Source organism: Phytopseudomonas punonensis (assembly GCF_900142655.1).
GTDB lineage: Bacteria > Pseudomonadota > Gammaproteobacteria > Pseudomonadales > Pseudomonadaceae > Aquipseudomonas > Aquipseudomonas punonensis.
This window is the reverse complement of sequence record NZ_FRBQ01000001.1, coordinates 65,434-90,181: the sequence shown is the minus strand read 5'-3', so window position 1 is coordinate 90,181 and position 24,748 is coordinate 65,434. Positions and strand designations below refer to the sequence as shown.

Annotated in this window: 20 protein-coding genes; 17 read left to right on the top strand and 3 right to left on the bottom strand. The window is 62.5% G+C overall.

The window, feature by feature from the left end; genetic code table 11:
* Positions 1–83: 83 nt before the first annotated feature.
* The 15 genes from dinG (at position 84) to BUC40_RS00330 (ending at position 18,331) form a co-directional block, all read left to right on the top strand.
* Positions 84–2,228 carry an ATP-dependent DNA helicase DinG gene (gene dinG / locus BUC40_RS00400; RefSeq protein ID WP_073261478.1) on the top strand — a complete coding sequence of 715 codons (2,145 nt, stop codon included), beginning with the start codon at positions 84–86 and terminating at the stop codon, positions 2,226–2,228.
* A gap of 321 nt (positions 2,229–2,549) precedes the next feature.
* Complete coding sequence (locus BUC40_RS00395) at positions 2,550–4,835, top strand: beta-agarase (protein ID WP_073263804.1); 2,286 nt, start codon at positions 2,550–2,552, stop codon at positions 4,833–4,835.
* Between the two features lie 47 nt (positions 4,836–4,882).
* On the top strand, positions 4,883–6,028 hold the full coding sequence (locus tag BUC40_RS00390; RefSeq protein WP_073261476.1) for a serine hydrolase domain-containing protein: 1,146 nt from the start codon (positions 4,883–4,885) through the stop codon (positions 6,026–6,028).
* Between the two features lie 92 nt (positions 6,029–6,120).
* Positions 6,121–6,957: an OmpA family protein gene (locus tag BUC40_RS00385; RefSeq protein WP_073261474.1), complete on the top strand. Its 837-nt coding sequence runs from the start codon at positions 6,121–6,123 to the stop codon at positions 6,955–6,957.
* A gap of 48 nt (positions 6,958–7,005) precedes the next feature.
* Positions 7,006–7,653 carry a pyridoxamine 5'-phosphate oxidase gene (pdxH, locus tag BUC40_RS00380; RefSeq protein ID WP_073261472.1) on the top strand — a complete coding sequence of 216 codons (648 nt, stop codon included), beginning with the start codon at positions 7,006–7,008 and terminating at the stop codon, positions 7,651–7,653.
* 86 nt (positions 7,654–7,739) lie between these two features.
* Positions 7,740–8,846, top strand: coding sequence for a sugar diacid recognition domain-containing protein (locus BUC40_RS00375; protein ID WP_073261470.1), 1,107 nt, complete (start codon positions 7,740–7,742; stop codon positions 8,844–8,846).
* Between the two features lie 148 nt (positions 8,847–8,994).
* Positions 8,995–10,353, top strand: a complete 1,359-nt coding sequence (locus BUC40_RS00370; RefSeq protein ID WP_073261461.1) for a GntP family permease — start codon at positions 8,995–8,997, stop codon at positions 10,351–10,353.
* 54 nt (positions 10,354–10,407) lie between these two features.
* Positions 10,408–11,550, top strand: coding sequence for a glycerate kinase (locus BUC40_RS00365; RefSeq protein WP_073261459.1), 1,143 nt, complete (start codon positions 10,408–10,410; stop codon positions 11,548–11,550).
* Positions 11,551–11,730: 180 nt separating this feature from the next.
* Positions 11,731–12,195: an outer membrane lipoprotein gene (locus tag BUC40_RS00360; RefSeq protein ID WP_073261458.1), complete on the top strand. Its 465-nt coding sequence runs from the start codon at positions 11,731–11,733 to the stop codon at positions 12,193–12,195.
* Between the two features lie 413 nt (positions 12,196–12,608).
* A complete protein-coding gene (locus BUC40_RS00355) occupies positions 12,609–15,401 on the top strand; it encodes a monovalent cation/H+ antiporter subunit A (RefSeq protein WP_073261456.1) in 2,793 nt (930 codons plus the stop codon).
* Positions 15,401–15,727, top strand: coding sequence for a Na+/H+ antiporter subunit C (locus BUC40_RS00350; protein ID WP_073261454.1), 327 nt, complete (start codon positions 15,401–15,403; stop codon positions 15,725–15,727). The genes BUC40_RS00355 and BUC40_RS00350 overlap by 1 nt, the downstream gene beginning before the upstream one ends.
* A complete protein-coding gene (locus BUC40_RS00345) occupies positions 15,727–17,229 on the top strand; it encodes a monovalent cation/H+ antiporter subunit D (RefSeq protein ID WP_073261452.1) in 1,503 nt (500 codons plus the stop codon). The genes BUC40_RS00350 and BUC40_RS00345 overlap by 1 nt, the downstream gene beginning before the upstream one ends.
* Positions 17,226–17,729 carry a Na+/H+ antiporter subunit E gene (locus BUC40_RS00340; RefSeq protein ID WP_073261450.1) on the top strand — a complete coding sequence of 168 codons (504 nt, stop codon included), beginning with the start codon at positions 17,226–17,228 and terminating at the stop codon, positions 17,727–17,729. Before BUC40_RS00345 ends, BUC40_RS00340 begins: the two co-directional genes overlap by 4 nt.
* Positions 17,714–17,983, top strand: a complete 270-nt coding sequence (locus tag BUC40_RS00335) for a K+/H+ antiporter subunit F (protein ID WP_073261448.1) — start codon at positions 17,714–17,716, stop codon at positions 17,981–17,983. The genes BUC40_RS00340 and BUC40_RS00335 overlap by 16 nt, the downstream gene beginning before the upstream one ends.
* A gap of 15 nt (positions 17,984–17,998) precedes the next feature.
* Positions 17,999–18,331: a Na+/H+ antiporter subunit G gene (locus tag BUC40_RS00330; protein ID WP_073261446.1), complete on the top strand. Its 333-nt coding sequence runs from the start codon at positions 17,999–18,001 to the stop codon at positions 18,329–18,331.
* Positions 18,332–18,454: 123 nt separating this feature from the next.
* Here the strand turns inward: BUC40_RS00330 and BUC40_RS00325 are convergent, their stop codons facing one another.
* Positions 18,455–20,074, bottom strand: a complete 1,620-nt coding sequence (locus BUC40_RS00325; RefSeq protein WP_073261444.1) for an NAD(P)/FAD-dependent oxidoreductase — start codon at positions 20,072–20,074, stop codon at positions 18,455–18,457.
* A gap of 187 nt (positions 20,075–20,261) precedes the next feature.
* Between BUC40_RS00325 and BUC40_RS00320 the strand changes: the two genes are divergently transcribed.
* Positions 20,262–20,888 (top strand): DUF998 domain-containing protein, encoded by a 627-nt coding sequence (locus BUC40_RS00320; protein ID WP_073261442.1) that lies wholly within the window; start codon positions 20,262–20,264, stop codon positions 20,886–20,888.
* A 38-nt stretch (positions 20,889–20,926) separates the two neighbouring features.
* Here the strand turns inward: BUC40_RS00320 and rlmF are convergent, their stop codons facing one another.
* A complete protein-coding gene (gene rlmF, locus BUC40_RS00315; protein WP_073261440.1) occupies positions 20,927–21,913 on the bottom strand; it encodes a 23S rRNA (adenine(1618)-N(6))-methyltransferase RlmF in 987 nt (328 codons plus the stop codon).
* Positions 21,914–22,110: 197 nt separating this feature from the next.
* Here rlmF and BUC40_RS00310 point away from each other — a divergent pair, with 197 nt between their 5' ends.
* Positions 22,111–22,578, top strand: coding sequence for a bacteriohemerythrin (locus BUC40_RS00310; RefSeq protein ID WP_073261438.1), 468 nt, complete (start codon positions 22,111–22,113; stop codon positions 22,576–22,578).
* A gap of 188 nt (positions 22,579–22,766) precedes the next feature.
* On the opposite strand, the gene BUC40_RS00305 is transcribed toward BUC40_RS00310, so the two are convergent.
* Entirely contained in the window at positions 22,767–24,596 is a 1,830-nt protein-coding gene (locus BUC40_RS00305) for an SLC13 family permease (RefSeq protein WP_073261437.1), read from the bottom strand.
* Positions 24,597–24,748: the final 152 nt, after the last annotated feature.

The following is a 24,748-nucleotide window of genomic DNA, read 5'->3' as shown; positions in this document are numbered from 1 at the left end:
CACGCGGGCGATTGGCGCGTTATGATAGCGGCCGTTTGCAAATACTGAAAATATATCCAGCCCTTTCGCAGTCAAGATCCTTAATGCTCAGTACCGAACTCAAGACCCAGATTCAGGGCGCCTATTCCCGTTTTCTCGAATCCAAGGGCCTCAAGCCGCGCTATGGGCAGCGCTTGATGATCGCCGAAGTGGCAAAGGTACTGGGCACCATCAAGACCGACGACGAAGGTCACCGGCTTGGCGATCCCGCAGTGGTCGCAGTCGAGGCCGGCACCGGTACCGGCAAGACCGTGGCTTATTGCATGGCAACCATCCCCATCGCCAAGGCGGCCGGCAAGCGCCTGGTGCTCGCCACGGCAACCGTGGCGCTGCAAGAGCAGATCGTGCACAAGGATCTGCCTGACCTGATGCGTAACAGTGGCCTGAGCTTCAGCTTCGCACTGGCCAAAGGCCGCGGTCGTTATCTGTGTCTGTCCAAGCTCGACGTATTGCTGCAAGAGGGGCAGGCGCAAAGCTCCACGGCTCAGTTGTTCGAGGAAGAAGGCTTTCGCATCGATGTGGACGAAGAAGGCCAGAAGCTATTCACCACCATGGTCGAGAAACTGGCGGGCAACAAGTGGGACGGTGACCGCGACAGCTGGCCCCAGGAACTGGAAGACAGCCGCTGGTCGCAGTTGACCACCGACCACAGCCAGTGCACCGGGCGCCATTGCCCGAATTTTGGTCAGTGCACCTTCTATAAAGCCCGTGAAGGCATGGGCAAGGTCGACGTGATCGTCACCAACCACGATATGGTACTGGCCGACCTCGCCCTTGGCGGTGGTGCAGTACTGCCTGACCCGCGCGACACGCTGTATGTGTTCGACGAAGGTCATCACCTGCCGGACAAGGCCATCGGTCACTTCGCCCATTTCACCCGTCTGCGCTCGACGGCTGACTGGCTCGAACAGATCGCCAAGAACCTCACCAAGCTGCTGGCTCAGCATCCTCTGCCGGGCGATCTCGGTCGCTTGATCGAGCAGGTGCCGGAGCTGGCCCGCGAGCTCAAGACTCACCAGCAGTTCATGTTCAGCGCCTGCGAGCAGGTTGCCGACTTCAAGCCTGGCGAAGACATGGAAGGCCGCGAGCGGCCGCGACACAGGTTCATTGGCGGCGTGGTGCCCGAGCATCTGATCGAGTTGGGGCTGGAGCTGAAAAAGGGCTTTTCCAAGCTCAACGACCTGTTCACCGGCGTGACCGAGAAGTTGAAGGAAGCCATGGACGGCGAGGGCAGTATCGGTATCGCCAGCCATCAGGCCGAGGAGTGGTATCCGTTGTTTGGCAGCCTGCTGGCGCGCGCGCAGGGCACCTGGGAACTGTGGCTGGCATTCACCGCCGAAGACCCGGAAAACAGCCCGCCGATGGCGCGCTGGCTGACGCTGGCCGAGAGCGGTGCGCTGTTCGATATCGAGGTCAATGCCAGCCCGATCCTGGCGGCGGAAACTCTGCGCCGCAATCTGTGGAGCGTCGCCTATGGCGCGCTGGTCACCTCGGCGACGCTGACTGCGCTGGGCACATTCGACCGCTACCGGATGCGCGCCGGGCTGCCGAAAGTGGCGTCCACGGCGGTGGTGCCGAGCCCGTTCCATCATGCCGACGCGGGTGTGCTACGCGTGCCGGACCTCAAGGCCGACCCGCGCAACGCCGCCGAGCACACCGCTGCGATAATTCGCGAGCTGCCGGGGTTGGTGCAGGGCTCGCGAGGCACGCTGGTACTGTTCTCCTCACGCCGGCAGATGCAGGACGTTTTCGATGGCCTGGAACGCGACTGGCGCAAGCGCGTGTTCATTCAGGGCAACCTCTCCAAGCAGGAGACCCTCAACAAGCACAAGGCGCGGGTCGACAGTGGCGAGGAAAGCGTGCTGTTTGGGCTGGCCAGCTTTGCCGAGGGCGTCGACCTGCCAGGCGCCTATTGCGAGCATGTGGTGATTGCCAAGATTCCCTTTGCCGTGCCGGACGATCCGGTCGAAGCGGCCCTGGCTGAGTGGATCGAAGCGCGCGGCGGTAATCCATTCATGGAAATCTCCGTGCCCGATGCTTCGCTGCGCCTGGTGCAAGCCTGTGGGCGGTTGCTGCGTACCGAAGAGGACCGCGGCACCATCACGCTGCTGGACCGGCGGGTGGTCACCCAGCGTTATGGCAAGGCGATTCTCAATGCGCTGCCGCCATTTCGCCGGGAAATCGGCTGAGTCGGCCTTCGATCCGAACAGCGCTGATATAGAAAAAAGCTGCTAGTTGCCCGTCATCAGACATGCGGGCTTTGCGGTGGAGCCCCCATCTGTCGCACTATTGCGCCTGCGCGCAGCATGCGTGGCAAAAGGCTCGTGACGGGACTGTCGCGGGCACACATATTCGACGTCGAGTTGCGGGGAGTAGGGGTCTTGAAGGTTAACACCTGGCTGCTGTCGGCCGACCGTTCGGGGCAGTGCGATATGCACGCATCCGAGGGTCTGGTTTCCAAAGTTCTGTCACTGTGCATCGCTGCAGCCCGTCCTCGACACCCGCTGGCGATGAGGCGTTTGGCGCTCGTCACGCTGCTTGGCCTGCCGGCCTTGGGCAGCGCTGCTGATCGTCAGGAACTGTTCAACTTCGTGCGGCCGATGGATGCCGTGCAGGTTTCGGGTGATAACGCCTACCTGCCGAGCGTCACCGCAGAAAGTGCTGCTCAGGGCGAGATCCTGCGCCGGGTGAGCTTCAACCCGGGCGAGCGTCCGACCCTGCGCCTCACGCCGCAGAGCGGCAGCTGGGATTGGTCGCAATCAAGCGCCATGAGCCTGCGCGTGCAGAACGCCATGGACTGGGCGCTGACCCTGGATGTGACCATCGAAAGCGCCGATGGCAAGCGCCTGACCAGTCAGATCGCGCTGCCTGCCGGCCCGGCACAAACCCTGCTGGTTCCCCTTGGCGCCACGTCGCCGCGCGCCCAGGGCATGCGCGCTGGTGTGCCAATGCCGTGGCGTTATGACGGGCGTCTGCTGCTATTGGCAGAAACCGTGAACGGCGAAATTGATGTCAAGAACGTCACCGCCGTAACGATCTCGATTCCCAATCCCCAAGTCGCCCAACACCTACTGCTGGGCCGCTTTGGCGTGCGCGGCAGCGGTGACCTGGAACAGCCCTATCGTGGCATCGTCGACGGCTATGGCCAGTTCACCCGCCGCGACTGGACGGGCAAGATCAAGAACGACGAACAACTGCGCCAGGGCGTCGCTCAGGAAGACAAGCAGCTGCAAGCCTGGCAGGCCGACCGCCCGCGGCAGGACAGCTACGGCGGCTGGATCGGCGGGCCGTCGTTCAAGGCCAGCGGTTTCTTTCGCACCGAAAAGCGTGGCGATCGCTGGTTTCTGGTCACTCCGGAAGGCAATCCTTTTTATTCGCTTGGCGTGAACACCGTAGTCGGTACCGAGAGCCAGACTTACATCGAAGGGCGCGAGATCATGTTCAGCGCGTTGCCTGCCGAAGGCGAACCGCTGGCGGCGTTCTATGGCAGCAGCGACAACCAGTCGGAAACCGGTGCCAACCGTGGGCGCGCGTTCGACAGCGGCCGTTGGTACGACTTTTACTCCGCCAACCTGCAGCGGACTTATGGCGCTCAGGATCCGAAAGCCTGGCGCGAGCGTGCGCAGAATCGCCTGCAGGCCTGGGGCTTCAATACCCTGGGTAACTGGAGCGACAACAATTTCGCCGAAGACAAGCGCATGCCCTACAGCATTCCGCTGTCGATCCACGGTGACTACGCGACCATCAGCACTGGGGTGGACTGGTGGGGCGGCATGCCTGACCCGTTCGATCCGCGTTTCGCCATGGCCGCCGAACGTGCCATCGCCATCGCTACCCGCGGCCATCGTGACGACCCGTGGGTGATTGGCTACTACGCCGACAACGAGCTGGCCTGGGCCGGGCCGGCCGATGATCCGCTGTCGCGCTATGCGTTGGCCTATGCGACCTTGCGCCTGACCACCGATGTGCCGGCCAAGCGTGCGTTCCTCAAGCAGCTGCGCGACAAGTACCGCAACCAGGAAGGGCTGTCCAAGGCCTGGGGGATCGACCTCAAGGCCTGGGAGCTGATGGAGGATCCAGGGTTCCAGGCGCCGCCGATCAACCCGGCTTACCCGGCCATCGAAAACGACATGAAGCGCTTCCTGCGCCTGTTCGCCGATACCTACTTCAAGACCATCGACGACTCGCTCGAATGGCATACGCCGAACCACCTGCTGCTCGGTGGCCGCTTCTCGGCCAGTATTCCCGAGGCGGTCGAGGCGTGCGCCCAGTACTGCGACGTGCTGAGTTTCAACTTCTATACCCGTGAGCCGCAGCAGGGCTATGACTTCGAGGTCTTGCGCAAGCTGGACAAGCCGCTGATGGTCACCGAATTCCATTTCGGCTCCCGTGACCGCGGCCCGTTCTGGGGTGGCGTCGCCGAGGTGTACAAGGAAGAAGAGCGCGGCCCAGCCTATGCCAACTTCCTCAAGAAAGCCCTGGAAGAGCCGCAGATCGTTGGCGTGCACTGGTTCCAGTACCTCGATCAGCCGGTTACCGGCCGCCTGCTTGACGGCGAGAATGGTCACCTGGGGCTGGTGGCCATCACCGACAGGCCGTGGGATGGTTTCGTCAGCGCTGTGCGCAGGGCCAACCTGACTGTGCCGCCGCTGGTGCTTGAGCAAGCCGCCAAACAGCCAGAGCCCGCTGCAGAAGCAGAGCCAGAGGCAACGCCTGAACCTGAGGCCGCGCCGGCTTCCGCTCAGGATGCAGCTGCGGCGCCAGCCGCCGAGCCCGCTGCGCCAGCCAAACCGTAATCATCACGCGCCAGCCCAGTCTGGCGCTTTCTTCGCAGGAGCCCTTTGTGCAGATTCAAGGTTACTTCGACCTCAAGTTCGAAGCAGTGAAAGACGCGTTCGCTGCCTTGTTCGATGATCCTCAGGAGCGCGGCGCAGCGCTTTGCGTGCAGGTCGGCGGTGAAACCGTAGTGGATATCTGGGCCGGCGTCGCCGACAAGGACGGTCAAGAGGCCTGGCACAGCGATACCATCCTCAATCTGTTCTCCTGTACCAAACCGTTCACGGCCGTCACCGCCTTGCAGTTGGTGGGCGAGGGCAAGCTCGAACTGGATGAGCCGGTCGCGCGTTACTGGCCGGAGTTCGCCGCTGCGGGCAAGGAGCGCATCACCCTGCGGCATCTGCTCAGCCATCAGGCCGGGCTGCCGGCGATCCGCGCGAATCTGCCTGCCGAAGCGTTGTACGACTGGCAAACCATGACCGCTGCCCTGGCTGCCGAAGCGCCCTGGTGGGCGTTGGGCGAGGGGCACGGTTACGCGCCGATCACCTACGGCTGGTTGGTGGGTGAGTTGTTGCGGCGGGTCGAGGGGCGTGGTCCAGGTGAGTCGATCGTCGCGCGTACTGCCAAACCGTTGGGGCTGGATTTTCATGTCGGCCTGGCCGATGAAGAGTTTCACCGCGTGGCGACCATTAGTCGTGGCAAGGGCAACTTGGGTGATGCGGCAGCGCAGCGCATGCTCAAGACCATGATGAGCGACGCCTTGGCGATGACCACTCGGGCATTCACCAATCCGCCCTCGATCATGACCAGCACCAACAAACCCGAGTGGCGGCGCATGCAGCAGCCAGCAGCCAATGGCCATGGCAATGCCCGCAGCCTGGCCGGTTTCTACACTGGCCTGCTCGATGGCAACCTGCTCGACAGCGAGCTGCTCGCTGAACTCACCCGCGAACACAGTGTCGGTGAGGACAAGACTTTGCTGACCTCCACGCGTTTCGGCCTCGGCTGTATGCTCGATCAACCGACCGTGAGCAATGCCACCTACGGCATGGGACCAGGTGCGTTCGGCCATCCGGGTGCGGGTGGTACCACCGGATTTGCCGACCCGGAGCGCGATGTGGCTGTGGGTTTCGTTACGAATAACCTGGGGCCGTTCGTCTTAATGGATCCGCGGGCACAGAAACTTGCGGGTATCTTATGCGAGTGTTTTTAAGAAGCGCGCTTAAACTCTTGCGCAATAACGCTTTTAGCTGCTGATTCCGGGTTGCCCGGGTGACTTCGACCGATTAGATAGTGGATGAACCGATGCTTTCCTATAAGACTTGCGCGCTGGCGCTTTGCGTACTGCTGACAGGTTGCTCCCTGTTCGAGAAGAAGGAAGATCCCAAGCCGGTTCCGATGCCGCCGCCTGAGGTCACTCAAGCCTGGCTCGACGAATACGAGCCGCTGGTGCGCGAAGCGATCAAGGACAGCAACTTCGAAATGGAACGTCGTGAGAACCTGCTGGTGGTCACCGCGCCGGTAAAGGGTTCGTTCAACCCTGATCGTCCGGGCATGCTGCTGCCTGTCACCCTCAGCCCGATCACCCGTGTCGCCAAGGTGCTGGAAAAAGACAGCAAGGTTGGCGTTCTGGTACTCGGCCACGCCGACAGCAGCGGCGCGCTGGACACCAACCGCGCACTGAGCCTTGAGCGTGCCCGTGCGTTCACCGCCATCTTCCGCCTCAGCGGCCTCAAGCAGGACCGCCTGATGGTCAAAGGCATGGGCCCGGATATGCCGCGCGCCGCCAACGACAGTGTCAACGGTCGTGAGCTGAACCGCCGTGTGGAAATCCTCCTGACCCGCCAGGACACGCTGCAGGCCCTGATCGCCAAATACAGCACGCCAGAGCCGGCACCTGCTGCCGCCACGGCTGTTGCAGCAGCCGACAAGCCAGCCGAGAAACCGGCTGCCAAGGCTACCGCCAAACCCGCAGCCAAAACGGTAGCAAAAGCTTCCGCCAAGCCGAAGGCCGCGGCAAAGCCGGCCGCCAAACCTGCTGCCAAAAAAGCAGTTGCCAAAGCTGCCGACAAACCGGCTGACAAGGGCACCACCAAGCTGGCTGATGCCAAGAAAGCGGTTGCCGCAGATCAAGCCAAATAAGGTTTGTCCCGTTAAGCTAGGGTCTTTGTCGCTTCCGAGAGCACTCTCATGACTCAGACCCTGGCCGATATGCGCCGTGATTACACCCGTGACGGGTTGAGCGAGGATCAGGCTCCGCTGGAGCCCCTCTCGCTGTTCAGAAGCTGGTTCGCCGATGCGGTGAAAACCGAGCAACTTCCTGTAGAGCCCAACGCTATGACCCTGGCGACCGTCGATGCGGATGGCCGGCCGCACTGCCGTGTGCTGCTACTCAAGGGGCTGGACGAGCGTGGTTTCACCTTCTTCAGCAATTACCAGAGCGCCAAGGGTGAGCAGCTGCAAGCCAACCCCTTTGCCGCACTGACTTTTTTCTGGCCGACCCTGGAGCGCCAGGTGCGTATCGAAGGGCGCGTCGAGCGGGTTACGCCGACTGAATCCGACGCGTACTTTCAGGTGCGCCCACTGGGTAGTCGACTGGGCGCCTGGGCCTCACCGCAAAGCCGAGTGATCCACGACCGTGGCGAGCTCGAAGGCCTGTTGGCGCAAACCGAACGGCGCTTCGCCGACCAGGCGCCCGAATGCCCGCCGCACTGGGGCGGTTACCGCCTGCTGCCCGAGCGCATCGAGTTCTGGCAAGGTCGCCCCAGCCGCCTGCACGACCGTCTCGACTATCGTCTTGAGGGTGAAGCCTGGCTGCGTCAGCGCCTGGCACCCTGACGACTCTCCGCTGCGTCGCCAAGGCGGCGCACGGTATGCCCCAGATATCCGCCCAATAGGGCGGCTTTCTTTATGTAGGCCGCACGATGCTTGAACTCGACTCTGCCCTGGCTCAACACATCGTTGATCGAGCCATGGCCATCCTGCCGCACAACATCAACGTGATGGACGCCCAGGGCATGATCATCGGCAGCGGTGATCCGGCGCGTCTGCATACCCGTCATGAAGGCGCCCAACTGGTGTTGGCCAACCGCCGTGTGGTGGAAATCGACGAGCAGGCTGCCACCTGTCTGCGCGGCGTCAGGCCTGGGGTGAATCTGCCGTTGCTGCATGCTGATGAGCTGATCGGCGTGCTGGGCATCACTGGCGATCCCGAGGTCGTGCGGCCCTACGCTGAACTGGTGCGTATGGCTGCGGAGATGCTCGTCGAGCAACGTCAGCTGCAGGCCGAGCGCCATTGGCAGCGCCATCAGCTGGACGCTTGGCTTCGTCAGTTGTTTGATCCGACAGTGCCGATAGGTACGCTGGCGGCGGATGCCGAGCGCCAGGGGCTGACACTCGCCTGGCCGCGCCATGTTTGCCTGCTGGAGTTGCAGGACGGCGGCGAGCCGCTGGCCCAGCAGGCGCGTTTGCTGGGTGTGCTATCGAGCAAGAGCGAGCACTTGGCAGCGCCACTGGGCATGCGCGAGATGTTCTGGTGCCGGCCGCTACACGCGGGCCGTGACGACGCGCACTGGCTGGAAGGTGCCGATGAGCGCGGCTGGGGCGTGGCCCGACTGTTGATCAGCGACCCGGTGCAGTCTCTGGAGCAGTTGCGTCAGGCCTGCCTGGCCCTACGTGATCTGCAGGCTTTTGCCCGGGCACGCTATCCGGCGTTGCGTCTGGTGGCGCTTGAGGAACATCGCCTGCCGACGCTGCTTCACGCCCAGCGCAACAGCTGGCTGCTGCAAGGATGGCTGGCACCGTTGAAGAAGGTGCTCGCCCATGACAGCAGTGGTGTGCTGCGCGAAACCCTCGAAGCCTGGTGTGAGCATGATGGCCAGGTGCAAAGCTGCGCGGCGGCTCTGGGCATTCATCGCAACACCCTGCGCTATCGCCTCGAACGCATCGCCGAGCTCAGTGGCGTGGAGCTGACGCGTCTGGATCGGCGTCTGCAGCTTTCCCTGGGGCTAGGGCTGATCGAGCCAGACTGAGCGCTGCTATCCGAAGTGATGCTGCTGCACAGTAACACGCATTCGCTTTGCCTCTCTTGTTGTGCGAATGAACAGGGTGTCGCCCGGTATTGATGGGTGACAATGCCTGGCACCTGGCAAATCACATAACAACAATGAGGACACCGGCATGGCTCTGGTTCTGATCCTGGTCGCACTTATCGCGTTTATCGTGGTGTCGACTACCCGTCTCAAGCTGCATCCCTTTCTCGCTCTGCTGGCCGCGGCCCTGATCGCTGGTTTTGCTTATCAGTTGCCCCATCAGGACATCCTCAAGACCATCGCCACCGGTTTTGGCGGCATTCTTGGCAACATCGGTATCGTCATCGTGCTCGGCACCATCATCGGGGTAATCCTCGAACGCAGTGGCGCGGCGATCACCATGGCCGAAACGGTGATCAAGCTGCTCGGCGAGCGCTTTCCCACGCTGACCATGTCGATCATCGGTTATCTGGTGTCGATTCCGGTGTTCTGCGATTCCGGCTACGTCATCCTCAACTCGCTGAAAAACGCTCTGGCGGCGCGCATGAAGGTCTCGGTCGTGGCCATGAGCGTCGCGCTGGCGACTGGCCTGTACGCCACCCACACCTTCGTGCCGCCAACGCCTGGGCCGATTGCCGCGGCCGGCAACCTGGGGCTTGAGTCGAGCCTGGGGCTGGTGATCGCGGTTGGCCTGTTTGTCGCCATGATCACCGCCCTGGCGGGCATGTGGTGGGCTAACCGCTTCGTGGGCAAGGACATCGCCCTGGTGGATGACGGCACGCCGCTGCCCAGCGCCGAAGAGTTCGCCGAGCTGCGTAGCAGGTACGGAAAACTGCCAAGTGCCGGCCAGGCCTTCGCGCCGATCTTCGTACCTATCCTGCTGATCTGCCTGGGCTCTATAGCGGTATTCCCCAGTAAGCCGTTCGGAGAGGGCGAAATCCTTGCGGTTCTGCGTTTCTGCGGTCAGCCGGTAGTGGCGTTGCTGATCGGTCTGCTGCTGGCCTGCACGCTGCTCAAGGGCAATGGCAAACGCCAGAATCTGCATGACCGTGTTAGCGAGGGCATCGTTTCCGCAGCGCCCATCCTGCTGATTACCGGTGCCGGTGGTGCGTTCGGCGCGGTGTTGAGTGCCTCGCCGCTGGGCGCCTACCTGGGCGCCACGCTGTCGGCCCTGGGCGTTGGGTTGTTCATGCCGTTCTTGGTCGCGGCTGCGCTGAAGACCGCCCAGGGCTCGAGCACCGTCGCTCTGGTCACCACCTCGGCGATGGTCGCACCACTGCTGACGCAGCTCGGCCTGGACAGCGAAATGGGCCGCGTGCTGACTGTAATGGCCATTGGCTCGGGAGCCATGACCGTCTCCCACGCCAACGACAGCTTCTTCTGGGTGGTCACCCAGTTCAGCCGTATGCCGGTGGCCGTAGCTTATCGCGCGCAAACCATGGCTACCTTGATCCAGGGGCTGGTCGGCATGCTCACCGTATGGCTGCTCAGTCTGGTTCTCCTGTAAGTCGTTTCTCTACGGGACGCCCGCGTGGCGTCCCGCTGCTATCGAGGTCTTCCCATGAAAATCGTCATCGCCCCTGATTCGTTCAAGGAGAGCCTGAGTGCGCCCGAGGTGGCCCAGGCCATCGCCCGCGGCTGGCTTGCCGTGTATCCGCAAGCCGAGATCGTGTTGTGCCCCATGGCCGATGGCGGCGAAGGCACTGTCGATGCGGTGCTGGCTGCCAGTGGCGGCGAGCGTCGCGAGGTGAGCGTAACAGGGCCGCTGGCAACACCTGTAAACGCTCATTGGGGCTGGCTGGGCGACGGCACTGCGGTGATCGAGATGGCCGCCGCCAGTGGCCTGCATTGGGTGCCGAGTGAACAACGTGATGCCCGGGTAACCAGCAGCTATGGCACCGGGGAGCTGATAAGGGCTGCACTGGATGCCGGTGCCACGCGAATCATCCTGGGCCTCGGCGGCAGCGCCACCAATGATGGCGGTAGCGGTTTGCTACGGGCTCTGGGCCTCAGGTTTCTCGATGCAGGCGGCAACGAATTGCGCCAGGGCGGCGCCGCGCTGGCATCGCTGCAGCGCGTCGACATGAGCTGGCTCGATAATCGCCTGCAGAATGTGCAGGTCGATGTGGCGGCAGATGTCGACAATCCGTTGTGCGGACCGAAAGGTGCATCGGCGGTTTTCGGCCCGCAGAAGGGTGCCAATCCCGAACAGGTCAGGGAGCTGGACGCGGCGTTGGCGCGTCTGGCGGAAGTCGTCAGCGAGGCGTTGGGTGAGGATTTCAGTACCTTTCCGGGCGTGGGCGCCGCCGGCGGCCTGGGGTTTGCGGCCAAGGCGTTTCTCGGCGCGCGTTTTCGCCCGGGCATCGAGTTGGTGGCCGAGTTGTCCGGCCTCGCCGAGGCTGTGCGTGGTGCTGACCTTGTAATTACTGGGGAAGGGCGCCTGGATGCCCAGAGCCTGCACGGCAAGACGCCGGTCGGCGTCGCACGGGTGGCGCAGGCACAAGGCGTGCCGGTGATCGCCCTCGCTGGTAGCCTGGGTGAAGGCTACCAACAGGTACGCGAGGCGGGTATCGAAGCTTGTTTCAGCCTGGCGCCTGGGCCGATCACCCTGGAGCATGCTTGCGCTCACGCCGGCCAGGAGCTTGAAGCACGTGCTGCTGATCTCGCCAGGTTCTGGCGCCTTGCTCAAGCGGCACGCTGCTGATCGTCGCTGGATACCGCTGTGACGATTGCCAATGGCAGCTGTCTATACTGCTGTCGCTAATGTGGTCAGGTTTTTGAGCTGTACCGCAGCTGAACGCGTGAAGCAATTTGTCAGCAATCACAGTGACCGTCCTGAAGGCCAAGCTGTCATAGGTTTATCAGTCCAGTCTGGAGAATCGTCATGCTTAAACCCGGTATTTTCGCTGTCCTGTTTGCTGCAGCGACTCTCACCCTCGGCGGCTGCGCGTCCAGCCTGACCGGCGACAGCTATTCGCGCGACGAAGCACGCGCCGTACAGACCGTGCGCATGGGCACCATCGAATCCCTGCGGCCGGTGAAGATCGAAGGCACCAAAACGCCAATCGGCGGTGGCGCAGGTGCGGTAATCGGTGGTGTAGCGGGTAGCGGCGTTGGCGGCGGTCGTGGTTCGGCCGTGGCAGCTGTTATTGGCGCGGTAGCGGGCGGCCTACTGGGCGCCGCAGCCGAGGAAGGCATCACCCGTACCCAAGGCGTGGAAATCACAGTGCGTGAAGACGACGGCAGTATGCGTGCGTATGTGCAGGCTGTAGAGGAAAACCAGATTTTCCGCGTCGGTGATCGCGTGCGCATCATGACCGTCAACGGCACCAGCCGCGTCACCCACTGATTATGCCGGCAGTTGCCGGAGTGAATCGAGGGCCGGAACAGCAAGCTGTTCCGGCCCTTTTGCTTATGCTGTAAGCAGATATTTAGACCGCCCTGATAGTGTTTAGTAATAGTTCTATCCATGACCTCGGGCTGATAGCTAAGCATAATCGTCCGGCGCTTCGAATCAGGCGCCCAGACCAAAACAGATCGAACATAACGCACGGATTATCAGTCAGTTATAGGCGATTGCCGGTGACCAAGCGGTTTCGGCCAGTTCTGGGTATGGGCTAAAAATGACCACCGGCACTTACGCCCGCTGATTCGGCTTCGCGCTTACCCTTGCAAGGAGCGGTCAGGCTGTAGCCGGCTGGCTTTAGCACACATCAATGGGCCGCCAGGTTACAGGCGGGCTGGTACGAGAGGTTTTAGTGTATGGCGCTTGCGCTGGTCGTCGCCCTACCATTTCTAGGCATCCTTCTTCCGCTGCTGGCTGACCGCAAGGGTCGCTCGCTCTGCGCACTGGCGGCCGCGATCGCGCCGGCCGCCGCCATGGTTCTGCTGTGGGCGGAACGGCCGGGCACTTTCGAAGGGCACGGCCACGTGGTGCGCTACCCCTGGCTGACCGAGCTGGGGTTGGACCTGAGCTTTCGTCTTGACGGCTTGTCTTTCCTGTTCGCGCTGCTGATTCTGGGCATTGGCCTGCTGGTTATCCTCTACGCCCGTTATTACCTGGCCAAGCAGGAGCCGATGGGGCGCTTCTTCGCCTACCTGCTGCTGTTCATGGGCGCCATGCTGGGCGTGGTGCTGTCCGAGAACCTGCTGTTGATGCTGGTGTTCTGGGAGCTGACCAGCCTGTCTTCATTCCTGCTGGTGGGGTTCTGGAGCGGTAGCAGCGACGCCCGTCGTGGCGCGCGCATGGCGCTGACCGTCACCGGCGGTGGCGGCCTGGCACTGCTAGCTGGCATCTTGCTACTGGGGCACATCGCCGGCAGCTTTGAGCTGAGCATGGTGCTTGAGGCCGGCGATATCGTGCGCGCCCACTCGCTCTATCCGGTGGCACTGACGCTGATTCTGCTCGGCGTATTCACCAAGTCCGCACAGTTTCCTTTCCATTTCTGGCTGCCCCAGGCCATGGCAGCACCCACGCCGGTCTCCGCCTATCTGCACTCGGCCACCATGGTCAAAGCCGGAGTTTTTCTTCTGGCGCGCCTCTATCCAGTGCTGGCTGGAACGGACTGGTGGTTCTACATGGTCAGCATGACCGGCATGGTCACGCTGCTGTTCGGTGCAGGTATGGCGTTGTTCCAGCACGATCTCAAGGGCCTGCTGGCTTACTCCACCATCAGCCACCTGGGCTTGATCACGCTGCTGTTTGGCTTGGATACCGAGCTGGCAACGGTGGCGGCGCTGTTCCACATCATCAACCACGCTACTTTTAAGGCCTCGCTATTCATGGCCGCCGGCATCATCGACCACGAGACCGGTAGCCGTGACATGCGGCGTATCGCCGGGCTATGGAAATACATGCCCCACACTGCGGTGCTGGCCATGGTGGCGGCCTCGGCAATGGCTGGTGTGCCGTTGCTCAATGGCTTCCTCAGCAAGGAAATGTTTTTCAGCGAAACACTCAACCAGGACCTGCTAGGGATCTTCAACTGGATGATTCCGGTGGCGGCGACCCTGGCCGGAGTATTTTCGGTGGCCTACTCGCTGCGCTTCATTCATGACGTGTTCTTCAACGGTGAGCCGAAGGACCTGCCCAAATATCCGCCCCATGAGCCGCCGCGCTACATGAAGGTTCCCGTGGAAGTTCTGGTGTTTCTCTGCCTATTGGTGGGCATGCTGCCGGCCTACACCGTTGCGCCACTGTTGGCCGCGGCTGTTGCGGCTAGCTTGGGCGGTGAGGTGCCGCAGTACAGCCTGGCAATCTGGCACGGCTTCAATCTACCGCTTGCCATGAGTGTCGTGGCGTTGGCCGGTGGGGTTCTCGTCTATGCCTGCCGCGAGCCTTTGTTCCGTTGGTACGACGGTATGCCGACGATGGACGCCAAGGATATCTTCGAGCGCTTTATCTCCAGTGTGGTCATGGGTGCCCGCGCGCTGACGCGGATTCTGGAGAGCGGCTCGCTGCAGCGTTATATCGCCTGGCTGTTGCTCAGCGCGCTGGCGCTCCTAGTGGTGGCGTTGTCGGATCTCAAGAAGCTCGGTGGTGAAGTGGCGCTGTCGCCGGTCGATGGGATCACCACGTTGGGTATGTTGATCCTTTGTGTGATGGCAGTACTGACGGTGGTGTTCCACCGCGACCGCCTCAAGGCCTTGATGACGCTCAGCTGTGCGGGACTCATGGTGGCGTTGGCCTTTGCCCGTTATTCGGCACCGGATCTTGCCTTGACTCAGCTGTCGGTTGAGGTAGTGACCATCATTCTGCTGGTGCTGGCGCTGTTCTTCATGCCCGACCGCACGCCGCAGGAGTCCAGCAGCCTGCGCGGGCTGCGCGACGCGGCTCTGGCCGGCGGTGCTGGTATCGCCATCGCCTTGCTGACCTACGCGGTGATGACCCGTCCGTACGACAGCATTTCGTCGTTCTTCCTGGAGAACAGCGTCAGTGGCGGTGGCGGCACCAACGTCGTCAATGTGATCCTGGTGGATTTCCGCGGCTTTGATACCCTCGGCGAGATTGCCGTGCTGGCTATCGCGGCTGTCGGTATCTACGGCTTGCTGGCAGGGTTGCACCTGCCGCATCCGCATACCGATCGCAACGGTAAACTCTGGTCGACCGATAGCCACCCCATGATCCTCGATGTGATCGCCCGGTTGATGATGCCCATGGCACTGCTGGTTTCGGCATTTATCTTCCTGCGTGGCCACAACCTGCCGGGCGGCGGCTTTATCGCCGGCCTGATCACGGCCATTGCGTTGATCCTCCAGTACGTTGCCCATGGTGTCGAGTGGACTCAGCAGCGGCTGCGCTGGAGTTACCACTCCATGGCCGGTCTGGGCATTCTCATCGCTGCGCTGACCGGTCTGGGCAGCCTGGCGTTCGGCGCACCGTTCCTGACCTCGGCGTTCGACTATTTCCATCTGCCGCTGATCGGCAAGTTCGAACTGGCCACGGCGCTACTCTTCGACCTTGGCGTGTACCTAACGGTGGTAGGGGCGACACTGCTGATCCTTTCTAATATTGGCCATGTCAGCCAGGACGAATCCAGCAAGGAGGTTCACTGATGGAAGCGCTCTACGCCCTGACGCTTGGCGTCCTGACAGCAGCGGGCGTGTATCTGCTAATGCGTGCGCGGGTCTATCCGGTGGTAATGGGGCTTACTCTGATCTCTTATGCCGTCAACCTGTTCCTGTTCGCCATGGGGCGCCTCGGCACCGGCGTGCCGGCCGTAATCGGCAAGAGCACCGAGCACGGCGATCCGCTACCTCAGGCGCTGGTGCTTACCGCCATCGTCATCGGCTTCGCGATGACGGCCTTCGTGGTGGTGCTGTCATTGCGTGCCCTGGGTGAGCTGCGCACTGACCATGTGGATGGCGAGGAGCCTCGTTGATGAACCATGGTCTGATCCTGCCAATTCTGTTGCCAATGCTCGCCGGCAGCCTGCTGCTGGTGCGTTCCTACCTCTCTTTGCGCGTCAAGCGCGTGATTTCCCTGATCCTGACCTGGGCGTTGCTGCCGATCAGCATCTGGCTGCTGATGCAGGCTAATAGCGGTGAGCTGCAGCTCTACGCGCTGGGCAACTGGCAGGCGCCCTTCGGCATTGTGCTTATGCTCGACCGACTTGCCGCGCTGATGCTGGTGATAACTGCGGTACTGGCCGGCTTCGCAATGCTCTATGCAGTGCGCGGCGACGACGAGCGTGGGCCCAATTTCCACGCCCTGTTCCAGTTCCAGCTGCTGGGCATCAACGGCGCCTTCCTGACCGGCGATCTGTTCAACCTGTTCGTGTTCTTCGAGATCCTGCTGATCGCCTCCTATTCGCTGCTGGTCTATGGCGGCGGCGCGCAGCGGGTCAAGACCGGTGTGCATTACGTGGTGCTCAACCTGGTTGCCTCGTCGCTTTTTCTGATCGGCATCGGCATTCTCTACGGTCTGCTCGGCACCCTGAACCTGGCCGACCTGGCGCTCAAAATTGCCGAGGCCGACGCTGAGCGGCAGCCGCTCCTGGCTGCTGCCGGCTTCCTGCTGCTGATCGTGTTCGGCCTCAAGGCCGCGGTACTGCCTCTGTACTTCTGGTTGCCGAGCGCCTATGCCGCTGCCACCGCACCGGTGGCAGCGCTGTTCGCTATCATGACCAAGGTGGGCCTTTATGCGATCGTACGGGTGTTCACGCTGCTGTTCGGCAGCCAGGCTGGCACCCTGACCCATCTGGTCGAGGGCCTGCTCTGGCCTTTGGCGATGCTGACTCTGGCGGCAGGCGTTATCGGCGCCCTGGCGGTTCGTAGTTTCGAGCGGTTGATCGGTTACCTGGTCATCGTCTCGGTCGGCACCTTGCTGGCCGGCATTTCCCTGGGCACGGCCGATAGCCTGAGCGGCGCGCTGTTCTACCTGATCCACAGCAGCTGGATTTGCGCCGCGTTGTTCCTGCTCGCCGATATGGTCGCGCGTCAGCGCGGCGACCTGCGTGGACGCCTACGCACTGGGCCACGGCTGGCCAACCCGCTACTGCTCGGGGCGCTGTTCTTTATCGCCGCGGTTTCGGTGGCCGGGCTTCCGCCATTTTCGGGGTTTCTCGGCAAGATTATGTTGCTGCGCGCCGCTGGCGCCGGGCAACAGGCACTGGAACTTTGGCCGGTGGTACTGATAGGCGGGTTGGGCATGCTGGTCGCACTGTCCCGCGCTGGCAGCGTACTCTTCTGGCGCACTACGGATGAGGCCGCTCCCAAAACCGACCTCGATACTGTGCGCGCCTTGGCGACCATCGGGCTGCTGGCCTGCAGCCCGTTGCTGGTGGTCGCGGCGCAGCCGGTCTACGAGTATACCCAGGCCACGGCGCAGCAGTTGTTGAACGTCGATGCCTATCTGCAGCTCGTGCGGGGAGGTGAAGCATGAGTCTCAAACGCTGGCTTCCCCACCCCATATTCACCCTGATGCTGACCGTGATCTGGCTGCTGCTGGTCAACCAGCCAAGTGTCGGCCATCTGCTGCTTGGCGCTTTTCTCAGTTGGGGGATCATGCTGCTGTGCCGAGACTTCATGTTCGAGGTTCCGCGCCTGCGTAAACCGCTGAAGCTATGCCGCTACCTGCTCATGGTGCTGTGGGACATACTGGTCGCCAACATTCATGTGGCGCGCTTGGTGCTGGGGCCGACGCGTAAGATCAAGCCGGCTTTCGTCGAAGTGCCCATGCTCATCGACAACGAGTTTCTTCTGGCGGTGCTGGCGTGCATTCTTTCGCTGACACCCGGCACCGTTTCCTCGGGCCTCAGCGCCGACCACAAGACGTTGCTGCTGCACGTGCTCGATTTGGCTGATGGTGATGACGTCGTCGCGCAGATCAAGTCCCGCTACGAGGCGCCGCTGCTGGAGATTTTCGAATGCTCGATATCGTGATTCCTTTATGCATGGTCTTGATGGGCCTTGCCATGATACTCAACGTGATTCGTTTGGTGAGGGGGCCGTCGATGCCGGACCGCGTGCTGGCGCTTGATACGCTGTACATCAACGCGCTGGCGTTGATCGTGCTATTTGGCATCTGGTTGCAGTCTGATCTGTTCTTCGAGGCAGCCCTGCTGATCGCTATCATGGGTTTTGTTGGTACCGTGGCTGTGGGTAAACACATGCTCCATGGCGAAATCATCGACTGATCGGAGATCTAAACCATGTCTTTCTGGATCGAAGCGCTGGTCGCGTTCTTTTTGCTATTGGGCTGCACGTTCGCGTTGATCGGCGCCATCGGTCTGTACCGGTTGCCGGATTTCTTCACACGCCTGCATGGCCCGACCAAGGCCACCACTTTGGGTGTGGGGGCTATGATCGTCGCCTCGATGATTTTCTTCGGTAACCAGTCCCATGGCCTGAGCGTCCACGAGTTGTTGATCACCCTGTTCCTGTTCATCACCGCACCAGTCAGTGCACACATGCTGGCCAAGGCGGCGATGCAGGACAAGGTCAAGCTGGTCAGGCGCACCCGCGGTCAGCCCTGGGAGTCCTGAGCTGATCGCTGCCTGCCGCGTGCTGCCGCGACAGGCGGCCGTGGCACACCATCATGAGCAGCAGCAGCAGCAGCAGCAGCAGCAGCAGCAGGTGGCGGGCGACAGCGCGGGGTGGCCGCTGCTTCAGTCGGCCTGCTGCTCAATGATCGCCCGTGCCACGCCTTCGGCCACGCGGATACCGTCAACCCCTGCAGACAGAATGCCGCCGGCATAGCCCGCGCCTTCACCGGCCGGGAACAGGCCGCGAACGTTGAGGCTTTGCAGGTCTTCGCCACGGGTAATGCGCAGCGGTGACGAGGTACGGGTTTCGATGCCGGTGAGCACGGCGTCGTGCATGTCGAAGCCCCTGATCTGCTTGCCGAACGCCGGCAAGGCCTCGCGGATCGCCTCGATGGCGAAGTCCGGCAGGGCCTGCGCCAGATCGCCCAGCTTGATCCCCGGCTTGTAGGACGGCTCCACGCTGCCCAGCGCTTCGCTCGGCTTGCCAGCGATGAAATCGCCGACCAGTTGGCCCGGCGCCTCGTAGTTGCTGCCGCCAAGCACGTAAGCGTGCGACTCCAGGCGCTCCTGCAGCTCGACGCCGGCCAGCGGGCCGCCGGGGAAGTCCTGCTCGGGCGTGATGCCAACCACGATGCCGGCGTTGGCGTTGCGTTCGTTGCGCGAGTACTGACTCATGCCGTTGGTGACCACCCGGTGCGGCTCACTGGTGGCCGCCACTACGGTGCCGCCCGGGCACATGCAGAAGCTGTACACCGAGCGCCCATTCTTGGCGTGGTGTACCAGCTTGTAGTCGGCAGCGCCCAGTTTCGGGTGGCCGGCGTACTTGCCGAGGCGCGCGCGGTCGATCAGCGACTGTGGGTGCTCGATTCGAAACCCCACCGAGAACGGCTTGGCTTCCATGAACACGCCGCGCTTGTGCAGCGCGCGAAAGGTATCGCGGGAGCTGTGGCCGAGAGCCAGAATGACGTGGCGGCTGTGAATCTGCTCGCCGTTCTCCAGCTCCACGCCGACCAATTGGCCGTCTTCGATCAGCACATCACTGACGCGCTGCTGGAAGCGTACTTCGCCGCCCAGAGCCTTGATCTCTTCGCGCATCGTCGCCACCACGCCGGTCAGGCGGAAGGTGCCGATATGCGGCTTGCTGACGTAGAGAATCTCCTCTGGCGCGCCTGCCTTGACGAATTCTTCCAGCACCTTGCGCCCGTAATGGTTGGGGTCCTTGATCTGGCTGTACAGTTTGCCGTCGGAAAAGGTCCCCGCGCCGCCTTCACCGAACTGCACGTTGGACTCGGGGTCCAGCACATTCTTGCGCCATAGGCCCCAGGTATCCTTGGTGCGCTGGCGCACTTCCTTGCCGCGCTCCAGCACGATCGGCTTGAGGCCCATCTGCGCCAGCAGCAGCGCCGCGAAAATGCCACAAGGGCCGAAGCCGATCACCAGTGGGCGCTGCGCCGGTTGCTGTTCGGCAGCAATGCTCAGCGGCTTGTAGCGCACGTCCGGAGCGATGCCGAGGTTGCGGTCATTGCTCAGGCGCGCCAGTAGCGCTGCCTCGTCGCGCACGCTGAAGTCGAGCGTGTAGATGAATGGCATATCACCGGACTTCTTGCGGGCATCGTAGCTGCGCTTGAAAACGTTGAGCTCCAGCAGTTCGCTGTCGTCGATACCCAGGCGTTCGACCAGGGCGGGGCGCAGGGCGTCGTCTGCATGGTCGAGGGGCAATTTCAGTTCGGTGATGCGCAGCATGAGTGTCTACCTATCAGGGCCGGAGGTAACCCGGCAGCTTTTCGAGGGCGGCGATTATGGACGAAAAAGACGCTCGAGGCTGCAGTTCGCGCGGCGCAGTCGACGGGCAGCGTTGCGTACTTGTGTGTCGCACGGCGAGCTGGCTGCGTCATTGCCCTGTACCTCATGGCATAAAAAGGAGCTTTGCATGCAGTCGAACAGGATGCTCACCCTGGGTTATCTGGCCGGTTTCATCACGCCTTTCTGGCTGGCGCTGGGCGTGGCTCTCGCAGGCTGGTTGTATCCTGGTTACAACCACCTCGATCAGGCCATGAGCCTGCTGGGCGCCGAGGACGCGCCGACTCGAACGCTCTCGCCGCTGATCAACAACTTCCCGCTGGGCGCGCTGTTCATGCTGTTTGGCGTGGCTGTGCTGCTCAGCTTTGATAACCGCTGGGCGCGCTTCAGCGGACTGCTGATCATCCTCCATGGGCTGGGCAGTTTCGGTACTGGTTACTTCTCCTGCGATGCAGGCTGCGCACCGCAGCATCCATCAATCAGCCAGAGCCTGCATAACCTGGCAGGGTTGGTCATGGCGTTCAGCCTGTTACTCGCCAGCACAGTGTGGATTTTTCTGGGTCGCCGTCTGCTCGGCTCCCGTGCTTTTGCCTGGTTTTCGCTGCTATGCACGCTGGTGGCCGTCGGTGCGCTGCCGTTGATGGCGGCTGCGCTGGAGAGCGGCCATGGCTTCGGCCTCTATCAGCGCATCAATTACGGCGCGTCACTGCTGTGGATCGCAGGGCTGGCGCTGATGCTGTTGCGCCGCCCGGGCTGACCCGATCCGCGAGTGCCGGTGCTAGCCCCTGGCGATGATCAGGCGCTAGTGCGGGTGCTCAGCCAGCGCTGACGCTGCTCGGCAGTGTGGAAGGTCCAGGCCACGAAGCGGCTCTGCTTCTGGCCCTGGCTCATTTCTACCGTGCGGGTTTCCAAGGCGCCGACATTCTTCAGCGTGGCGTACACGCCAGGCAGATTGCCAGATTTGGATATCAGCGTGCTGAACCACAGCACCTGCTCGCGGTGCTCGGCGCTTTCGCGAATCAGCTTGGCGACGAACGCCGCCTCGCCACCGGGGCACCACAGTTCGGCCGCCTGGCCTCCGAAGTTGAGCACCGGCAGTTTACGTTTTGGGTCGAGCTTGCCGAGGTTGCGCCATTTGCGTTTGCTGCCGCTGGTCGCTTCGTCTGCCGAGGCATGGAAGGGCGGGTTGCACAGCGTCAGCTCGAAGCGTTCGTCGGCTTGTAGCAGCCCCTTGAACACATGCCCGGTATCGGCCTGCAGGCGCAGCTCGATCAGCTCGCTGAGGCCTGGGTTCGCCTTCACGATTGTCTGTGCCGAGGCGATGGCCTGGGGCGCGATATCTGCGCCGAGAAAACGCCAGCCGTACTCGCGATTGCCCAGCAGTGGATAGATGCAGTTGGCGCCCACGCCGACATCCAGGGCCCGCACCGCTGCGCCAGTGGGGATAGCGCCGGTGTTGTCAGCGCTCAGCAAGTCGGCCAGGTAATGCAGATAGTCCGCTCGCCCCGGAATCGGCGGGCACAGGTAATCCGCCGGAATGTCCCAGTGCGCGATGCCATAGAACTGCTTGAGCAGCGCGCGATTGAACACCTTGACCGCTGCCGGGTTGGCGAAGTCGATGCTCTGGTTGCCATACGGATTGATGATCACGAACGCCGCCAGTTCCGGGCTGGCCTTGATCAACGCCGGGAAGTCATAGCGGCCCTGGTGACGGTTGCGCGGGTGTAACTGACCCTTCTCCGATGACGGGGCGGGTGATTTTGATGGGCGTTTGGCGGGCATTCTGATGGGTCACACAAAGGGCAGAGCGGGCATTTTCCCACAGGCGCCAGCGCGGTGCTTGCCGTCTTGTCCTTGAGAGTGTGAAGCGGGTCATCCTCGCAGGCCTGATACCAGGCCGGGCACTGACCCATATCAAGCATTCACCGTTTTGAGGGCTCTAGACTGGCTTATTCCGGGCAATGACAGGGAAGCACACCGTGGCCTATCTCAGTTGGAGTGATGATCTGAACACCGGCATCGCGGTGATCGACGGTCAGCACCGGCGCATCGTCGACATGATCAATGAGCTCTATGCGGCCCAGCACGGCGGTGCTCGCCAGGGCGTGGCCGTGGTGATCGAGGAACTGGTGGATTACACCAGCTCGCACTTCGCCTTCGAAGAGGCGATGCTCGAGGAGGCGGGGTATGTATTCACTAAGGCGCATAAGCGCGTGCACGAGCTGTTTATTCGCCGGGTCGAGGACTACCGCGTGCGGTTCAGGCAGGGCGAGGATGTCTGCGACGAGTTGCGCAGCCTGCTAGGGCGCTGGCTGTTCGGCCATATCCGTAACGATGACCAGAACTACGTTGCGGCGGTGACCGAAAACCTGCGCCGCCTGACCGCCGACAAAGCCGAGGATAGCTGGCTGAACCGTGCCAAGCGGCGCTTCTTTCGCGCGGCGTAATAGCTTATTCAAAGCAATAACTGGTACTCGTAGGATGGGTGAAACCCATCGGCAATTGATGGGTTTCACCCATCCTACGAATCGTGCGGCTGTGTAAGTCAAGAAGCGGAGCGACGATGTCTCTCAGGTCAGTGCGCATGAACGTCGATGGTGATCGGTTCGTTCGGGCGACGCGGCCTGTCCTACGACTACAGCGGAAATATCCACGGCACCATCACCACGTTGACGATCATCACCAAGATGGTGAACGGCACGCCGATACGCACGAAGTCGCCGAATCGATACTGGCCTGGCCCCAGCACCAGGGTGTTCACCGGGGATGAAATCGGCGTCATGAATGCCGCCGAAGCGGCGAGGGCGACGGTCATGGCGAACGGCAGGGGCGATGCGCCCAGCGCCTGGGCGGTGGCGATGGCTACGGGCGCCATCAGCACGGCCGTTGCCGTGTTGGAAATGAACAGGCCGATCAGCGCGGTAACCGCGAACAGGCTGGCAAGAATAACCCGTGGCCCGGCGTTGCCAAGTGCATTGACCAGGCCGTTGACCGCCAGGTCGATGCCACCGGTTTTCTGCAGCGCCAGGGCGAAGGGCAGCATGCCGACGATCAGGATCAGGCTCGGCCAGTGGATCGAGCGATACGCGCTGGGCATGTCGATACAGCGAAAAGCGCCCATCAGCAGGCAGCCGATCAGCGCAGCCATGACGTTGGGCACCAGGCCGCTGATCATCAGCCCGACCATTACTGCCAGGCTCAGCAGGGCATAGGGTGCCTTGCGCGCAGCGGGCGCCACTTCGTCGACCTCGGCGGGTAGGCTGAGCACCAGGAAATCGCGATTGAGGCTTTGCAGGTGGTGAATCTGCTTCCAGCTGCCGGCCACCAGCAGGGTGTCGGCGTGAGTCAGCTTCTCGTCCACCAGAAGGCCTTCCAGCGCCTGACCATGACGGCGTAGGCCAACCACGTTGAGCTTGTAGCGGCTGCGCAGACCGAGCTCCTGAATGCTCTTGCCCGGCAGATGGGATTCCGGCGGCAACGCCACCTCGGCCAACCCCAGCTCGTGGGAATGCACGCTGTAGTAGGAGTTGCGCAGCGGCAGCGCTTCCAGACCGAGCTCCTGATAGGCGCCGAGCACCGCGATGGCCGGGCTGGCCAAGTCGACCAGTAACACGTCGCCAGGCAGCAACTGCGTGTTGCCGGTGGCCATCAACAGCAGGGTGCGGAACTGCCGCTGACGCTCCACGGCGATCACGTTGATGCCGTATTGCGAGCGCAGTTGCAGCTCGTCCAAGGCTTGATTCGCCAGTGGCGAGTCGGCGCGCACCTGCAGGCGGCGCTCGCGTTCGCTGAGGCGATAACTGTCAGCCAGATCGGCGAGGGTCAGGCGCGGCGGCGCAGAGGTATCGCCGTCGGCATCACGCTGCAGCCAGCGCCGGGTGGCGAGCATATAGAGCACGCCGAGCACCAGCACGGCCAGGCCAATCGGCGTGAAACTGAAAAAGCTGAAACCCGGCAAGCCAGCGCGCAGCAGCTCGCTGTGCACCACCATGTTTGGCGGCGTGGCTACCAGGGTCAGCATGCCGCTGGTCAGGCCTGCGAAGGCCAGGGGCATCATCAGTCGGCCCGGCGCGATTTTCAGGCGCGCCGCCACACCGAGTACCACGGGAATGAAGATCGCCACCACACCGGTCGAACTCATCACCGAGCCCAGTCCGGCCACGGCCACCATCAGCAACACCAGCAGCCGGGTTTCGCTGCTGCCGGCTTTCGCCACCAGCCAGTCGCCCAGACGATAAGCAATGCCGGTACGCACCAGGCCTTCACCGATCACGAACAGCGCTGCGATCAGGATCACACTCGGGTCGGCGAAGCCGGCCAGGGTTTCCTGGACTGTCAGCACGCCGGTCAGTGGCAAAGCGACGAGGATCATCAGCGCGACCACGTCCATACGCGGCTTGTTGAGGACGAACAGCACCACGGCCGTGAACAGCAGGCCGAGCACCATGAGTAGGTCGATGTTCATTCAGGCTCCATGCCGGGGAAGTTTCAGAGCCTGTTCAAAGGCTCGCGAGCTAGAACAATGCAAGAGCTAGGCGCCCCCCAAAAAGCAGGCGAGGAGGCGGTCGGAGTCGCGGGCGACTTTACTGGTGTACATGACCATGACTCGCTTCGCTC

Excerpts from the sequence above, each read along its gene's own strand:
- dinG (WP_073261478.1), top strand. The coding sequence starts at position 84 with ATGCTCAGTACCGAACTCAAGACCCAGATTCAGGGCGCCTATTCCCGT.
- BUC40_RS00395 (WP_073263804.1), top strand. The coding sequence starts at position 2,550 with ATGAGGCGTTTGGCGCTCGTCACGCTGCTTGGCCTGCCGGCCTTGGGC.
- BUC40_RS00385 (WP_073261474.1), top strand. The coding sequence starts at position 6,121 with ATGCTTTCCTATAAGACTTGCGCGCTGGCGCTTTGCGTACTGCTGACA.
- pdxH (WP_073261472.1), top strand. The coding sequence starts at position 7,006 with ATGACTCAGACCCTGGCCGATATGCGCCGTGATTACACCCGTGACGGG.
- BUC40_RS00375 (WP_073261470.1), top strand. The coding sequence starts at position 7,740 with ATGCTTGAACTCGACTCTGCCCTGGCTCAACACATCGTTGATCGAGCC.
- BUC40_RS00370 (WP_073261461.1), top strand. The coding sequence starts at position 8,995 with ATGGCTCTGGTTCTGATCCTGGTCGCACTTATCGCGTTTATCGTGGTG.
- BUC40_RS00365 (WP_073261459.1), top strand. The coding sequence starts at position 10,408 with ATGAAAATCGTCATCGCCCCTGATTCGTTCAAGGAGAGCCTGAGTGCG.
- BUC40_RS00360 (WP_073261458.1), top strand. The coding sequence starts at position 11,731 with ATGCTTAAACCCGGTATTTTCGCTGTCCTGTTTGCTGCAGCGACTCTC.
- BUC40_RS00355 (WP_073261456.1), top strand. The coding sequence starts at position 12,609 with ATGGCGCTTGCGCTGGTCGTCGCCCTACCATTTCTAGGCATCCTTCTT.
- BUC40_RS00350 (WP_073261454.1), top strand. The coding sequence starts at position 15,401 with ATGGAAGCGCTCTACGCCCTGACGCTTGGCGTCCTGACAGCAGCGGGC.
- BUC40_RS00345 (WP_073261452.1), top strand. The coding sequence starts at position 15,727 with ATGAACCATGGTCTGATCCTGCCAATTCTGTTGCCAATGCTCGCCGGC.
- BUC40_RS00340 (WP_073261450.1), top strand. The coding sequence starts at position 17,226 with ATGAGTCTCAAACGCTGGCTTCCCCACCCCATATTCACCCTGATGCTG.
- BUC40_RS00335 (WP_073261448.1), top strand. The coding sequence starts at position 17,714 with ATGCTCGATATCGTGATTCCTTTATGCATGGTCTTGATGGGCCTTGCC.
- BUC40_RS00330 (WP_073261446.1), top strand. The coding sequence starts at position 17,999 with ATGTCTTTCTGGATCGAAGCGCTGGTCGCGTTCTTTTTGCTATTGGGC.
- BUC40_RS00325 (WP_073261444.1), bottom strand. The coding sequence starts at position 20,074 with ATGCTGCGCATCACCGAACTGAAATTGCCCCTCGACCATGCAGACGAC.
- BUC40_RS00320 (WP_073261442.1), top strand. The coding sequence starts at position 20,262 with ATGCAGTCGAACAGGATGCTCACCCTGGGTTATCTGGCCGGTTTCATC.
- rlmF (WP_073261440.1), bottom strand. The coding sequence starts at position 21,913 with ATGCCCGCCAAACGCCCATCAAAATCACCCGCCCCGTCATCGGAGAAG.
- BUC40_RS00305 (WP_073261437.1), bottom strand. The coding sequence starts at position 24,596 with ATGAACATCGACCTACTCATGGTGCTCGGCCTGCTGTTCACGGCCGTG.